This is a genomic window from Halomonas sp. DP4Y7-1, assembly GCF_019800705.1.
Taxonomy (GTDB): Bacteria; Pseudomonadota; Gammaproteobacteria; order Pseudomonadales; family Halomonadaceae; genus Halomonas; species Halomonas litopenaei_A.
This window is the reverse complement of sequence record NZ_JAHVKS010000011.1, coordinates 13,556-27,195: the sequence shown is the minus strand read 5'-3', so window position 1 is coordinate 27,195 and position 13,640 is coordinate 13,556. Positions and strand designations below refer to the sequence as shown.

Below are 13,640 nucleotides of genomic sequence, written 5' to 3'. Positions count from 1 at the left end.
CCGAGACCCTGCCAGCTTCCGCCAACTCACGCCTTCTTGACGTACATCGACTTGAGCTTCATGGCACCGAACCCATCGATCTTGCAGTCAATATCGTGATCTCCGTCGACCAGGCGAATGTTCTTCACCTTGGTACCGACCTTGACCACCGACGACGATCCCTTGACTTTGAGATCCTTGATCACGGTGACGGTATCGCCATCGTTGAGCGGGTTTCCGTGGGCATCGCGAATACCAGGTTCTGCGTCGCTCTCTGCTGTCTCCAGGGACCACTCATGACCGCACTCGGGGCAGATCAGCGAAGGGCCGTCCTGATAGGTATAAGGTGACTGACAGGCGGGACAGGCGGGCAAATCGCTCATGACGCTCTCTCTCATTGAAGGAAGGCGCTGACGGTACTCCCCCACCGCGCGAAAAGCCAGTCACCCGCCTGGCCAGGTCATCAGTCGCCTTGCTCCCTTTCCGGCTCTTCACCCTCGCCCTGGGCCTGACGCTCGTGAATCCGCTTGATATCGCGCTTGAGCTCCCTGCGCTGCCTGCGGGTGCTGAACTGCAGGGTGTCCCAGGTCTCTGGCACCAGCGTGCAGCTATCGTCGGCCTGGTGAAAGACAAAGCGGCGCTCGGCGCCAATCGGCAGGTTTTCCGAGCAATAGGTGCCAATCACCCGAACACACATCGCCTTGAGCACCAGGTCATCCTTCGTTCCCTCTTTGTCGTCCAGACCAGCGATATCGATGATCCGCTGCTTCAAGGCGTTGAAGGAGCCGATATGGACGAAACCACCACTGTCCAGCGGTCCCTGATGGGTGCAGCGACCGTCTGGCGTTCGCTCTTGGTCACTGTGGTTGTCTTCCAGATCCGCCTCATGGTCGCTGACGTCCAGGGTCCAGTCGCCCTTGGAGGTCTCCAGGGTCATCATGATGTGCTGAAGATAGATAGGTTCGGCACTCATGTTGCTGATGACACAGAGAGCATCGAGGTTCTTGCGCTTGCCGCGGTTGATGATCAAGCGCGGACGGCGCTGACGGCGAAACCCGAAGTACAGCAGCTGAGCATAGATCAGCCAGATGAGAAAGGAGCCCACGCTTGCCAGCGTCTGCAGAATGTCCTTGTGAGCTGAAATCCAATCGAACATGAGCGTCATCCTTGATCACTCGCCATGCGGCCGAAACGGCACACATGCGTTGAGGGAGTAAAAAAGCCCGCCCTGGAGGCGGGCTGTCAGCCTGTTCTCAGGCCTCGCGCTGATAGGTGCCCACCAGGCGATTGATACCCAACAGGTGCGGTTCGACCTGTTCGAGCAACTCGCTCATGCTGAGACCTTCGGGCAACTGGGTCGCGGTATCCAGCGCCAGCACCCAGAAGTAGTACCGATGCAGCCCATGGCCCTCGGGCGGCAGGGGTCCGTTGTAGCCGAGATTACCCGCATCATTGCTCCCCTGAGTCCCCTGCTGGGTGCCTTCCTCAAGGGACGTCAGCGACGCCGGCAGGTTATACAGTACCCAATGCACAAAACCGTAGCTGCCATGTTGCACCAGCGGCGCATCCGGGTCGTGACAGATGACCGCAATCCCTTTAGTGCCTTCTGGCAGGTATTGCCAGGCCAGCGCCGGTGAAATGTCCTCGCCTTCCTGGGTATGACGTGCGGGAATACCAGCGTCATTGTCGAAAGCCGGGCTAGTGACGCTTAATGAAGATAGCGCGAAAGGCATGGGGGTTTCCTCCCTGGAACGGTGGTCTTTGGTGCATCAAGTGAGCCCTTGAGCACAAGCCAATAGCCAGCCCAAGGCGCCACATGCACCTTAATCACCCTTCCTAGGGTCGACAAGCCGCCACCCGCTGTCAAACGCGCATGTTATTGACACGAAGAACCCTTCACTGTCGCCATTGCCCACATGCCCATTGCGGAGCCACGCATGAAACGTCTATTGGTCGTCGCCCACGCGCCCTCCCCCAATACCCTGAGACTGCGGGAGGCCACTTGCCGCGCCAGCTGCCACCCGGATATCGAGAACGTGGACATCGTGGTGCTCGGCCCCCTGGAGGCAGGCCCCGAGGACGTGCGTCAGGCAGATGCCATCCTGCTTGGCACCACTGAAAACCTCGGATACATGAGTGGCGCCCTGAAGGATTTCTTTGATCGCAGCTATTACCCACTGCTGGATCACACTCAAGGCCTTCCCTGCGCCCTGTATATCCGCGCCGGCCATGACGGCACCGGCACCATGCGAGCGGTCGAGTCGATTGTCAGCGGACTGCGCTGGCGCTGGGTTCAGCCCCCGCTGATATTGAGAGGCGCATGGCAGGACGACTTCGTCGACCAGGTGGAAACGCTATCCCAGGCCATGGCCGCTGGACTGGACGCGGGTATTCTCTGACATCGTCGTCTGCTGGGCACGACGTGTGAGACAGACGCGTCCTTAAAGAAAGACGCGCCATGGGGGAAAGCGCGCCTATGCCGGTGAGGGTTGTCCTGCTGCCTACTTACCGAACATCGCCGCTTGCCTGCGGCGGGAGGCGAGCCACTGGCGGATCCACCCCTCACCGCTGACCAGGGTGATCCCCACCACCACCATGACCGCACCGATCACAAAGCCAGGCTCTATGGGTTCGTCCAGCAGCCAGGCGCCAAACCCGACCCCAAACAGCGGGGTCAAAAATGACAGCACCCCAATCCTCGACGCCTGGTAGTGTCGGATCAGCCAAAACCAGACCAGGAACCCGGCAAAGGAGACGATCACAGACTGGAAGGCAAGGCTGGTCAACGCCAGAGGCGTAGGATCAATCGCCAGCTGTCCCAGCACCGCGGCGCTGGCCAACAGCACCACGAACGCAGCCACCAACTGGTACATCAAGGTCTGCTCTGGCGCCAGCGAGGAGAGTCGCGTGGTACGCACCAGCACCGTCGTGGCGCCCCACGCCACGCCGGCCAGCAATGCCAGCAGATCGCCCCACAGCGATGCTTGCCCAGCGGCCTCCACATCGCCCCCCGCAGGCAGCAGAAAGGCCACTCCTATGCCCACAAACGCCAGGCTGATCCCCAGCCACTGCATCGCTGCCATGCGCTCGTCGCGGACCAGAAAATGCAGCAATAGCGCAGTGAAGATGGGAGAGGTGTAGAGAAACACCACCGCATGGGAGGCGGTGGTAAAACGCAGCGCTTCTCCCAGCAGCACGTACTCCAGTGAGAACAAGCCGCCCACGATCAGACCTGGCTTCCAGCTTCCATCCCCCAGAGACATCCGCTGTCCCCGCGCCAGCATGTAGCAGGCAATCAGCGCGGCCCCCAGGCCAGAGCGCAGGGCGATCTGTAAAACCGGTGAAATATCGTCGCCGGTCGCCTTCAGGGCGACCTGCTGCATACCCAGCGTCAGGCAAAAGACCAGCATCAGGCCCACGGCGTGTGCGTCTAGCGTCCTGCGATCCCCCATGACCTTCTCCCATCGCTACTGTCGGCCATGAAGTATGCGATTGTCGTATTCACCGGATATAGCTAAGATCAGACAAGCCATGCCTTCCCTCGGACAGGGTGCCGATCATGTCCCACACACCCAAGCATTTGCTGTTTCCGCCCTTTCACGATGCGCTGCCTGCGCCGGTCGTCTTTCGCACCGGCTATATGCCAGCAGATGCCGCCTATCCCCGTCATCGCCACAGCTGGGGAGAGTTCGTCTATTCCTACAGCGGGGTGGTCCAGGTCGATGTGGGGCAAAGGCGCTATCTGACACCGTCACACTACGGGTTGTGGCTCCCCCCCGGGGTGGAGCACCAGGGCCTTAATCGCCAGGCCGCCTGTCATTGTTCGCTGTATATCGCCGCGCATCAGACCAGTGCGCTGCCTGATATCACCTGTGCATTGACCGTTGGGCCCTTGACCCGGGCCTTGCTAGAACATCTACGCCACCACCCCGCAGAAGCGCCCTACCCCGACGACCTCACGCGCCTGCTCGACGTGCTGGTGGACCAGTTGGCGGTCGCCGAATGCGCGGGAAGCTACCTCCCTACCTCCGCAGACCCTCAACTGCGCCGAGCCCTGCAACTGCTTGAGGACGATCCGACCGCCACTGCCAGCGTGGGAGAGCTGGCCAAGGCGGTGCACGTCACCGAGCGTACCCTGCTGCGCCGCGCTCAGCGCGACCTGGGGATGACGCTTACCGAATGGCGCCAGCGCCTCAAGGTCGTCAAGGCAATGCCGATGCTCGAATCCGGTGCCAAGGTCGAGGCCATCGCCATGGACCTTGGCTATGCCAGCGCGTCTGCCTTTATTGCCATGTTCCGGCGGCTGACAGGACAGACACCGGACGAATACCGGCGTGGGCAGGAGCGATAGCACCTCAGCACGAACAGCACAGCCTTCGCCCTGGAGCACTCGGCGACAGCGCGACAGCTCCCGGCAGCGACATGGTTTGGCCTGGTGTTGGGTGCACAAAAAACGCCGGCGCTGCTAGGCAGCGCCGGCGAGATCAGAACAACGGCTCAAGGCCGACTTGGCGAATCAACTCAAGGGATCAATTCAGGCGTTCGAACACGGTCGCAACGCCCTGGCCCATGCCGATGCACATGGTCGCAAGGCCAAGGCGCGTGTCCTGGCGCCGCATGACCGTGAGCAGGCTGTTGCTGATTCGGGTCCCGGAGCAGCCCAGCGGGTGCCCCAGGGCGATGGCCCCTCCGTGCAGGTTGACCTTCTCGTCCATCACGTCGAGCAGCCCCAGATCCTTGAGCACCGGCAGCGCCTGGGCAGCGAAAGCCTCGTTGAGCTCCACGGTCTCAATGTCATCAATCGTAAGACCCGCCGCCTTCAAGGCTTTCTGAGAGGCAGGAACCGGTCCATAGCCCATGATGGAGGCATCACAGCCGGACACCCCGGTAGACAGCACGCGAGCGATCGGCGTGAGGCCGAGAGCCTGGGCGCGCTCGTAGCTCATCACGACCATCCCGCTCGCCCCAACGGAAAGCGCTGAGGATGTGCCCGCCGTGACGGTACCGCCACGAGGATCAAACACCGGCCTGAGTCCTGCCATGCTCTCCAGGTTGGCTTCCGGGCGAATGACCTCGTCGCGCTGGACCAGGATCCGGCGCCCGTCGGCGTCATGCCCCTCGACACCGATGATCTCGCTATCAAAGGCGCCGCTCTGCTGCGCCTCATAGGCGCGCTGGTGAGAGCGCACGCCGAAGTTGTCCTGCTGCTCGCGGGAAATGCTATGCAGCTTGCCAAGCAGTTCGGCGGTCATGCCCATCATCATCGCCGCCTTGGCGGCATGCTTGCTGGCGCTGGGATTGACGTCGACACCGTAGGTCAGCGGGATATGCTCCATGTGCTCTACCCCACCCACCAGGTAGACGTCGCCCATTCCGGCCTTGATATTGGCGGTCGCGATATGCAGGGCGCTCATGGAGGAACCGCACAGCCGATTGACCGTCTGAGCCGGCACACTGCGCGGCATGGCGGTCATGATCTGGGCGTTACGGGCGACGTTGAAGCCTTGCTCCAGGGTCTGGTTGACGCAGCCCCAGATGACATCATCCACCTCGGCCGGATCAAGCTGCGGCACTCGCTGCAGCAGAGCGTTCATCACTGCCGCAGACAGATCCTCGGCACGCACGTGGCGAAAGCCACCGTTCTTGGCCTTGGCCATGGCGGTACGGGCACCATCGACCACCACGACGTCTCTCGGGTTCAAGCTCATCTGTCTTCTCCTGTCTCGTGGGGTCACTTGGTGTAAAAGGTCTTGCCCGCGTTGGCCATCTCGCGCAGGCCATCCGTGGGGGCATACAGCGGGCCGAGCTCAGCCGCAAGGCTATCCGCCAGGGCGACAAACTCTGCCACTCCCATGGCGTCGATGTAGCGCAGCGCACCGCCACGGAAGGGTGGGAAGCCAATGCCATAGATCAACGCCATATCAGCCTCTGCGGGCGTGCCAACAATGTTGTCCTCAAGGCAGCGCACGGTTTCCATGCACAGCGGCACCATCATTCGCGCGACAATCTCCTCATCAGAGAATTCGCGGCTTTCCGTCACGACCTGACTCACCAGCTCGACCGCGCTCTCGTCGCGCACCTTCTTCGGCTTGCCCTTGCGATCCTCTTCATAGGCGTAAAAGCCCTTGGCGTTCTTCTGGCCGAGACGATCGTTGTCGAACATGACCTGAATCGCCGTCTTGCCCTCACGGGCCATCCGATCAGGGAAGCCTTCCGCCATCACCTCATTGGCATGGACGGCCGTATCCATTCCCACCACATCCAGCAGGTAGGCAGGTCCCATGGGCCAACCGAACTTCTCCATGACCTTGTCGACTCGCTGGAAGTCAGCGCCTTTCTCCACCAGCAGGCTGAAGCCGCCGAAGTAGGGGAAGAGCACCCGGTTGACCAGGAAGCCGGGGCAGTCGTTGACCACGATCGGGGTCTTGCCCATTGCCTTGGCGTAGGCCACCGTCGCCGCCACGGCGGCATCGCCAGTCTTCTCGCCGCGAATGACCTCGACCAAGGGCATACGGTGCACCGGGTTGAAGAAGTGCATGCCACAGAAGTTTTCCGGGCGCTTGAGGTTCTGCGCCAACCGGGTGATGGAAATCGTCGAGGTGTTCGATGCCAGGACGGTGTTCTCGCTGACCTGTGCTTCGACCTCGGTCAGCACCGCATCCTTGACCTTCGGGTTCTCGACCACGGCTTCGACGACCAGATCGACCGTGCCGAAGTCACCATAGGACAAGGTAGGACGAATATTGGTGAGCTTCTCCGCTGCTGCCTCAGGTGACAGCTTGCCCCGAGCCGCCTGCTTGCCAAACAGCTTGCGTGCCTCCTTGAGCCCCAGCTCGATGGCATCCTCCTTGATGTCCTTCATCAAGATCGGAGTGCCCTTCGAGGCGCTCTGATAGGCGATTCCACCGCCCATGATCCCGGCCCCCAAGACGGCAGCCTGACGCACAGGCTGAGCCTGCTTGGCGTACTGTCCGCCCTTTTTCTTGACGACCTGATCGTTCATGAACAGGCCGACCAGGTTGTAGCAGACATCGGTCTTGGCCATCTTGCAGAATGCCTTGGCCTCGATGGCCTGCGCGCGTGCCCGCGTCTCGCCGGCGCCCTTCTGGATCACCTTGATGGCTTCCACTGGCGCCGGATAATGTGGTCCCGCCTTGCCTGCCACATAGCCCTTTGACGTTTCAAACACCATCATCTGCTCGATGGGGTTCAGGTTGAGCGGGCTGTTCTTCTCTTCTCGACGTGCCTTGACGTCAAGCTCTCCGGCGTTGGCCCGGGCCAGGATATCCAGCGCCGCCGCCTCGAGGTCTTCTCGGGGCACCACGGCGTCAACCGCTCCCACCTTGAGGCATGCATCGGCGCGGTTCTCGGTGCCTCCGGCAATCCATTCGATGGCGTTATCGGCGCCGATGACCCGCGGCAGGCGAACACAGCCGCCCCAGCCCGGCACGATGCCCAGCTTGGTCTCCGGCAGGCCAATCTTGGCCTCCTGACTCATCACACGGAAATCCGTTGAGAGCACCACCTCACAGCCGCCCCCCAGGGCCAGGCCGTTGATCGCGCTGACCGTCGGGAACGGCATGTCCTCCAGGCCATTGAAGATGCCGTGAACCTGCTCGAGCATGGCCTGAATCTCCGCCTCGTCCTTGTCGAACATGGCGTGAAACTCAGTAATGTCGGCGCCCACAATGAAGGCTTCCTTGGCGCTCTTCAGCAGCAGCCCCTTGAGCCCCTGATCACCGCGCACCGCCTCGAGGGCTTCACCGAGCTCCTTGATCACGGCGCCGGAGAGCTTGTTGACCGATTCATCCTTCAAGTCGAAGGTCAGGATGGCGATATCGTCGCCATTGCGAGCCACCGAAATGGCGTTGCCTTGATAGATCATCCACGCATCTCCACTGAAGTCATCCCGTGTTACCCGGACAGTGGCCGGTGTCCCTGTCCAGGTGAGCGGTATTCATACGGCCGTTTGATTTTGCCAGCTTGGTGCAAAGATTCACTTCCGTCAACCCCTACCATTACCTTAGAGGGATTACACGACGTTGAAGCAGGTAAAGGCATCCTGGCAGCGTTTAAGCATACTGTTAACAGAGCGCTGGAGAGGTGTCGTGGGAGCTGGCAGGGCCACCGCCGCTATCCCCTTGCGAAGGCCAGGTCGGGAGCGCAGCTTACCTATGGTTAAATGGCGGCCCTGCGCTACACCCGCTGTCGATTGAGCGGCTGCGCATGACCTTGACCACGACCCTGCGTTCAGCGCTTTGTCGCAGTGCCGACTGTCTTTCATCGTTACGGATTCTCCTATGTCTACGCCGCCCGCCCAGCGCACCACGCTGAACGCCCTCCAGCGCACCATCGAAACCTGGGTTGCCCGCCTGCGTCCCTGGCACTGGGTCTGGCCACCGCTGGCCTTTGCCGCGGGCGTTGCCAGTTTCTTTCTGGTGGAGCGACAGCAGTGGTTGGGTGTCCTGCTCGCCACTGGCATGCTGCTGGCGTGGATTCTGCTGCTGTCAGAGAGCCTGATCGGGAGAATCATGGTGCGGCGAGGCTACCCGTCCCTGCCCCGCGGCGTGACCACCTTTATTGCCCAGATGATTCACCAGGAAACCTTGTTCTTCACGCTTCCCTTCCTGGTCGCCACCACCGTCTGGACCAGCGGTCAGGCACTGTTCACCTTGTTCATGCTGGCCATGGCTATCCTGTCGATTGTCGATCCCCTGTACTACCGTCTGGCCGCCCGCAAGCGCTGGCTGTATTTCGTCTTCCATGCCCAGTGCGTGTTTCTCGTCGTGCTGGTCACGCTGCCGCTGGTGCTGCACCTGAGTACCGGACAAAGCATGCTGGCGGCGGTGGTCGCCATGCTGCTGTTCAGCCTGCCAAGTCTGTTGCATCTCCTGCGGCCACTCAGCCCAAGCCGGTGGCTGGCCATGTTCGCCTTGCTACCGGTGCTGGCGGGGGCGGCCTGGCTCGGGCGAGTGTGGGTCCCGCCCGCCACGCTTTGGCTGTCTGGAAGCGCGCTTTCCCCCGCCTTCGACGAGGCCAGCCGCACACCTCAGGGCAACATGGCGCTGACTCCGGAGGCACTGACGTCTCGCGGTCTGTATGCCTATACCGCGATTCACGCGCCGCGAGGACTCAAGGAAGAGGTCGTGCACGAGTGGCGTCATGAGGGGCAGCTGGTTGACCGCATCGCGCTGGAGATATACGGCGGCCGTGCAGAGGGGTATCGCGCCTGGACCCGCAAGCAGAACTTCCCTGACAACGTGACCGGCAGCTGGCGGATCGACGTCATGACCGCCGGGGGACAGCGCATCGGCGTCCTCAGGTTCGAGGTGGCGGATGATCCTGACCAGGCCACCAGGGCAGACGCTACTATCGATACTCAGGTCGGCATGCCAGGGCTGCGCTTGCGGTGGCTGACGGCCGGCCCTAAGGGCCAAGAGGCAGACCGGGACGAGGAAAAAGAAGACGCTGGTACAGCTCCCGGATTGACGGAAGAACACTCAGGCAGCAGCGAAAGCAGCGAAAGCAGCGAAAGCAGCGAAAGCAGCGAAAGCAGCGAAAGCAGCAAAAGCAGCGAGGATAGTGAAAACACCGCAACCAGTGCGCAAGCCCCCAGCGAGGCCGTGCCACAGTCGACAGCGCAGTAACAGGCTCGGTGGATACCTCAATCGGACGATCGAGAAGGTGCATCAGAGGGCAAACCAGGGTGGTGGCTTGCATTCCCGCGCCAGCGTTCGGACAATCGAATCATTTGCAGCCTTGCGATTCTAGGTCGATATGAACGAGAACATTGGATTCCAACTCTCCCGTGCACCGCGCATATGGCGGGCGGTGCTTGATCAACGTCTGGCCCCTCTAGGGCTCACCCAGACCCGTTGGGTGACGCTCTATCATCTCTGGCGCATGCCAGAAGGCCAGCCACAATGCGACCTGGCTCGCGCTATCGGTGTCGAGGCGCCTTCACTGGTACGAACCCTTGACCAACTCTGCGAGCAGGGCCTGGTGGAGCGCTGCCCCTGCGATCAGGACCGCCGCACCAAGCGCGTCCATCTCACGGAGCAGGCAACCCCGCTGCTGGAGAAGATCGACGCCATCGTGCGTGAAGCCAGGGAAGAAATGTTGAAGGGCCTGGATGATGATGAGCAGGAACGCTTGAGTGACATGCTCAATCGTATCGAAGCCAATGGCCAGGCACTGTTAAGCCCGGAAGACTGCCAAGGCTAAGTGGCGCTGGCTTGGCTTGGCTTGACCAGGTCAGGTCTGGCCGAGTCTGACTCAGCATCGGCGGCGCGCATCCGCAGCATCGCAAAAGCGCGCCCTCCAAAGCAGAGCGTTATATCTGTAGCAGAGCGTATTACTTTCTCCCGCCCCGCGGAGCCTAAGGCGGCGAGCCCGGGACGCTGCCGGCCGGACGATCAGGACGCCCCTGCAGCGCATCTCGAAGTGCCGCTGCTGGCGCCGAGATAGCGCCAAACTCCGGCGCCTCGAGAGACTCCTCCCACCACAGCGTCAAGGCTTTATCACTGGATTCCACCACCCAGGCGTCGTCCGGCAGTTGTGACAGCAGCCTCGACAGGCGTGCGCTGATGACAGAGGGCAATGGCTCCAGCGGCTGTACCCTCCAGCGCCAGCCTTCATCGTATTTAAAGTGCTTCAACGACTCGCTGGCCCGAGCCTTGCGCACCAGCACAAAATGAGGTCCCGGGCGCTGAGCAGGATAGGCCCAACGATAGGCCGCCATCTTGTCGACCTCACCATGCAACGGGGGTGTATCCAGCTTGACGCTGGCACCTGCTTCAATGGCAACCTGACGCAGCTGGCCCTGCCGACGCTCCCTGGCGGTGGGCCTGAGCCACATCGCTGGTGCGAAGACCATCCCTACGACACCCAGTATCAGTAGCCACAACATACGGTTTCCTTTGCAAAAACGTTGATCGTCGGCATTGTTTTGACTGCCACGGCGTCCTAGAGTGACGTTACGATACCTCTTTTACTTGACCGCCGAGGAGGCGTAGTCCCGTGAGCAATGAATATCGTCATGTGCTGGTGGCAGTGGACCTCACCAAGGACTCTCACAAGATCCTCGAACGAGCCTTGCAGGTCGCTGACCGCAACCACGCCAAGCTATCGATCATGCACACCCTGGAGCCACTGGGCTTTGCCTATGGCGGTGACATTCCCATGGATCTCACCAGCATTCAGGATCAGCTGGATGACCATGCCAAGCAACGTCTGGCGGAGATCGCCGATGCCACGGTCGCCCGGGAAGACCAGCATGTGGTGGTGGGCATGCCAGATACCGAAATTCACCGTTTTGCCGACGAAAACGGCGTAGACCTTATCGTGGTTGGCTCACACGGTCGCCATGGCTTTGCTCTGTTGCTCGGCTCCACCTCTACCGGGGTACTCCATGGAGCCCAGTGCGATGTGCTGGCCGTGCGAGTCGGCAAGGAAAGCGAAGAGTAAGCACACCACCCACCACCCTATCGGGTGTCATGCATCTCCAACGTTGGCGCCGGCTTCATGCCGGCGCCAACGCCTGACTTGGCCACAGCTGGGTTACTCCCCGGACGCCATGGCCTCGAGTTCCATCCAGCGTTCCATGGTCGCGTCCAAAGCATCCTGGGTCTGCTGCAGCAACGCCAGTCGCTCGGCCACCACGCCGGAGGGCTGCTGGTAGAAGTCTGGGCGCCCTGCCTCGCTTTCCAACTCGGCCACCTGGTCTTCCAGCCGCTCAATCTCGGCGGGCAGGCCATCCAGCTCACGCTGCAGCTTGTAGGACAACTTGACCGGTTTGGCCTTGCCTTGCCCGGTCGGGCTGGAGCTACCCGCTGAGGGCTCTTTGTCACCTGAAGGCTCTTTATCCGCTGAAGGCTCCGTATCCGCTGACGGCTCCACCCGCTGACGCGCTGCCCCCTCCCATGGTGCAGGCGGCAGTTTACCGCCCTGACGCACCCAGTCGGTGTAGCCACCCACATATTCACGCACCTGACCACGCCCCTCGAAGGCCAGTACGCTGGTCACCACATTGTCCATGAAGGCGCGGTCGTGGGACACCAGCAACAAGGTTCCATCGAAGCCCAGCAGCAGTTCTTCCAGCAGCTCCAGGGTCTCGACATCCAGGTCGTTGGTCGGCTCGTCCAGCACCAGCACATTGGCTGGCTGAGTGAACAGCTTGGCTAACAGCAGTCGATTCGACTCGCCACCCGACAAGGCCTTGACCGGCTGGCGGGCGCGCTCAGGCGAAAACAGGAAATCCTGAAGGTAGCTCATCACGTGGCGATCGCGGCCACCCACCGTGACACGATCACTTCCCTGGGCCACGTTATCGTAAACGGTACGCTCCGGCTCGAGCCCGGCTCGCAGTTGGTCGAAATAGGCGACCTGAAGCTTGGTGCCAACCCGGACATTGCCCTCGCTGGGGGACAGCTCACCCAGCAGGATCTTCAATAGCGTGGTCTTTCCCGCGCCATTACGGCCGATCAAGCCGATGCGGTCACCCCGTTGAATCTCGATGCTGAGGTCACGGATGACCGTCGCTTCCTCGAAGTGCTGGGTGACGTTTTCCAGTTCAACCACGCGCTTGCCGCTGCGCTCACCGGAGTCGACGGTCAGGTTGGCATTGCCCTGACGCTCCCGTCGCTGACTACGTTCACGACGCAGCTGCTCAAGGGCCCGCACGCGCCCTTCGTTGCGGGTGCGACGAGCCTTGATGCCCTGACGAATCCAGGCCTCTTCCTGGGCCAGCTTCTTGTCGAACTCGGCATTCTCGCGCGCCTCGATCTCGAGCTCGTGCTGCTTCTGCGCCTGGTAGGTGGCGTAGTCGCCGGGGTAGCGGCCCAGCTTGCCCCGGTCCAGCTCAAGAATGCCGGTGGCAAGCCGCGACAGGAAAGCCCGGTCGTGGGTGATAAACAGCACCGCCCCGGCAAACGCCGCCAGCTGCTCTTCCAGCCAGGCAATCGTGTCCAGATCCAGGTGGTTGGTCGGCTCATCCAGCAGCAGCAGGTCGGGCTCCGCCACCAGGGCTCGCGCCAGCGCTACCCGCCGCCGCCAACCGCCAGACAGCGACGACATGGCAGCATCTTCGGGCAGGCCAAGACGTGTCAGCACGACATCGATACGCTGGTGAAACGACCAGCCATCGATGGCCTCCAGGCGGGTCTGCAGCTGCGCCATGCGGCGCATGTCCGGGTCTTCCGACTGCACCAGGTGGTGGTATTCCGACAACAGCCCGCCTGCCTCCGGCAGACCTTGTGCCACAACGTCAAAAATCGTCTCTCCGCTGGCCTCGGGAAGGTCCTGCTCGAGGACACCAATCTTCAAGCCCGGCGCACGCCACACCACACCGCCATCGGCCTGGTTTTCCCCCGACACCAGGCGCAGCAGGGTCGACTTGCCAGTACCATTGCGGCCTACCAGCGCCAGCCGTTCACCCCGCTCCAGGGTCAGGTCCGCACCATCAAGCAACACATGGTGGCCATAGGCCAGTTGCAATTGCTCCAGTCGTAGCAGGGTCACGCTTCACCTCATCGCTTGATCATCGTCATAGTGTACCTCAAGCCCCAGGCTCTCTGGCATGGGCAGCGTCTGCCAAGCACTCTCGACCAGGCCGAGGTCCGAACCACTTGGCGCCAATGGTGGTCACGCCTCGCGGCAGGTAC

Annotated in this window: 13 protein-coding genes; 5 read left to right on the top strand and 8 right to left on the bottom strand. The window is 61.8% G+C overall.

Annotation, left to right across the window (positions count from 1 at the left end; all coding sequences use genetic code 11):
• Positions 1 to 26 precede the first annotated feature (26 nt).
• From KUV72_RS17740 to KUV72_RS17730, 3 genes are all read right to left on the bottom strand, one after another.
• Positions 27 to 362, bottom strand: coding sequence for a zinc ribbon domain-containing protein YjdM (locus tag KUV72_RS17740; protein WP_206944459.1), 336 nt, complete (start codon positions 360 to 362; stop codon positions 27 to 29).
• A gap of 80 nt (positions 363 to 442) precedes the next feature.
• Positions 443 to 1,135, bottom strand: coding sequence for a hypothetical protein (locus tag KUV72_RS17735; protein WP_206944461.1), 693 nt, complete (start codon positions 1,133 to 1,135; stop codon positions 443 to 445).
• Between the two features lie 97 nt (positions 1,136 to 1,232).
• Entirely contained in the window at positions 1,233 to 1,712 is a 480-nt protein-coding gene (locus KUV72_RS17730; RefSeq protein ID WP_206944463.1) for a YbhB/YbcL family Raf kinase inhibitor-like protein, read from the bottom strand.
• A 204-nt stretch (positions 1,713 to 1,916) separates the two neighbouring features.
• On the opposite strand from KUV72_RS17730, the gene KUV72_RS17725 reads away from it, so the two are divergent.
• Positions 1,917 to 2,378, top strand: a complete 462-nt coding sequence (locus KUV72_RS17725) for a flavodoxin family protein (protein WP_222239264.1) — start codon at positions 1,917 to 1,919, stop codon at positions 2,376 to 2,378.
• 102 nt (positions 2,379 to 2,480) lie between these two features.
• On the opposite strand, the gene KUV72_RS17720 is transcribed toward KUV72_RS17725, so the two are convergent.
• Positions 2,481 to 3,431: a DMT family transporter gene (locus KUV72_RS17720; protein WP_222239263.1), complete on the bottom strand. Its 951-nt coding sequence runs from the start codon at positions 3,429 to 3,431 to the stop codon at positions 2,481 to 2,483.
• A 107-nt stretch (positions 3,432 to 3,538) separates the two neighbouring features.
• Here KUV72_RS17720 and KUV72_RS17715 point away from each other — a divergent pair, with 107 nt between their 5' ends.
• The gene (locus KUV72_RS17715; RefSeq protein WP_222239262.1) at positions 3,539 to 4,330 is read left to right on the top strand and encodes an AraC family transcriptional regulator; all 792 of its coding nucleotides are present in this window, start codon (positions 3,539 to 3,541) and stop codon (positions 4,328 to 4,330) included.
• Between the two features lie 178 nt (positions 4,331 to 4,508).
• On the opposite strand, the gene fadA is transcribed toward KUV72_RS17715, so the two are convergent.
• Both fadA and fadB read right to left on the bottom strand, forming a co-directional pair.
• Entirely contained in the window at positions 4,509 to 5,687 is a 1,179-nt protein-coding gene (gene fadA, locus KUV72_RS17710) for an acetyl-CoA C-acyltransferase FadA (protein WP_206944471.1), read from the bottom strand.
• Positions 5,688 to 5,710: 23 nt separating this feature from the next.
• Positions 5,711 to 7,864 carry a fatty acid oxidation complex subunit alpha FadB gene (gene fadB / locus KUV72_RS17705; protein WP_222239261.1) on the bottom strand — a complete coding sequence of 718 codons (2,154 nt, stop codon included), beginning with the start codon at positions 7,862 to 7,864 and terminating at the stop codon, positions 5,711 to 5,713.
• Between the two features lie 415 nt (positions 7,865 to 8,279).
• Between fadB and KUV72_RS17700 the strand changes: the two genes are divergently transcribed.
• Together KUV72_RS17700 and slyA are read left to right on the top strand one after the other, a co-directional pair.
• Positions 8,280 to 9,626 carry a DUF5924 family protein gene (locus KUV72_RS17700; RefSeq protein ID WP_222239260.1) on the top strand — a complete coding sequence of 449 codons (1,347 nt, stop codon included), beginning with the start codon at positions 8,280 to 8,282 and terminating at the stop codon, positions 9,624 to 9,626.
• A gap of 130 nt (positions 9,627 to 9,756) precedes the next feature.
• Positions 9,757 to 10,203: a transcriptional regulator SlyA gene (gene slyA / locus KUV72_RS17695; RefSeq protein WP_222164271.1), complete on the top strand. Its 447-nt coding sequence runs from the start codon at positions 9,757 to 9,759 to the stop codon at positions 10,201 to 10,203.
• A gap of 154 nt (positions 10,204 to 10,357) precedes the next feature.
• On the opposite strand, the gene KUV72_RS17690 is transcribed toward slyA, so the two are convergent.
• Positions 10,358 to 10,888 carry a preprotein translocase subunit YajC gene (locus KUV72_RS17690; protein ID WP_222239259.1) on the bottom strand — a complete coding sequence of 177 codons (531 nt, stop codon included), beginning with the start codon at positions 10,886 to 10,888 and terminating at the stop codon, positions 10,358 to 10,360.
• Positions 10,889 to 10,998: 110 nt separating this feature from the next.
• On the opposite strand from KUV72_RS17690, the gene KUV72_RS17685 reads away from it, so the two are divergent.
• Positions 10,999 to 11,445: a universal stress protein gene (locus KUV72_RS17685; RefSeq protein ID WP_206944481.1), complete on the top strand. Its 447-nt coding sequence runs from the start codon at positions 10,999 to 11,001 to the stop codon at positions 11,443 to 11,445.
• A gap of 93 nt (positions 11,446 to 11,538) precedes the next feature.
• Here the strand turns inward: KUV72_RS17685 and KUV72_RS17680 are convergent, their stop codons facing one another.
• Positions 11,539 to 13,497 (bottom strand): ATP-binding cassette domain-containing protein, encoded by a 1,959-nt coding sequence (locus KUV72_RS17680; protein ID WP_222239258.1) that lies wholly within the window; start codon positions 13,495 to 13,497, stop codon positions 11,539 to 11,541.
• Positions 13,498 to 13,640: the final 143 nt, after the last annotated feature.

Excerpts from the sequence above, each read along its gene's own strand:
- KUV72_RS17725 (WP_222239264.1), top strand. The coding sequence starts at position 1,917 with ATGAAACGTCTATTGGTCGTCGCCCACGCGCCCTCCCCCAATACCCTG.
- KUV72_RS17730 (WP_206944463.1), bottom strand. The coding sequence starts at position 1,712 with ATGCCTTTCGCGCTATCTTCATTAAGCGTCACTAGCCCGGCTTTCGAC.
- KUV72_RS17715 (WP_222239262.1), top strand. The coding sequence starts at position 3,539 with ATGTCCCACACACCCAAGCATTTGCTGTTTCCGCCCTTTCACGATGCG.
- fadB (WP_222239261.1), bottom strand. The coding sequence starts at position 7,864 with ATGATCTATCAAGGCAACGCCATTTCGGTGGCTCGCAATGGCGACGAT.
- KUV72_RS17735 (WP_206944461.1), bottom strand. The coding sequence starts at position 1,135 with ATGTTCGATTGGATTTCAGCTCACAAGGACATTCTGCAGACGCTGGCA.
- KUV72_RS17740 (WP_206944459.1), bottom strand. The coding sequence starts at position 362 with ATGAGCGATTTGCCCGCCTGTCCCGCCTGTCAGTCACCTTATACCTAT.
- KUV72_RS17720 (WP_222239263.1), bottom strand. The coding sequence starts at position 3,431 with ATGGGGGATCGCAGGACGCTAGACGCACACGCCGTGGGCCTGATGCTG.
- KUV72_RS17700 (WP_222239260.1), top strand. The coding sequence starts at position 8,280 with ATGTCTACGCCGCCCGCCCAGCGCACCACGCTGAACGCCCTCCAGCGC.
- fadA (WP_206944471.1), bottom strand. The coding sequence starts at position 5,687 with ATGAGCTTGAACCCGAGAGACGTCGTGGTGGTCGATGGTGCCCGTACC.
- slyA (WP_222164271.1), top strand. The coding sequence starts at position 9,757 with ATGAACGAGAACATTGGATTCCAACTCTCCCGTGCACCGCGCATATGG.
- KUV72_RS17690 (WP_222239259.1), bottom strand. The coding sequence starts at position 10,888 with ATGTTGTGGCTACTGATACTGGGTGTCGTAGGGATGGTCTTCGCACCA.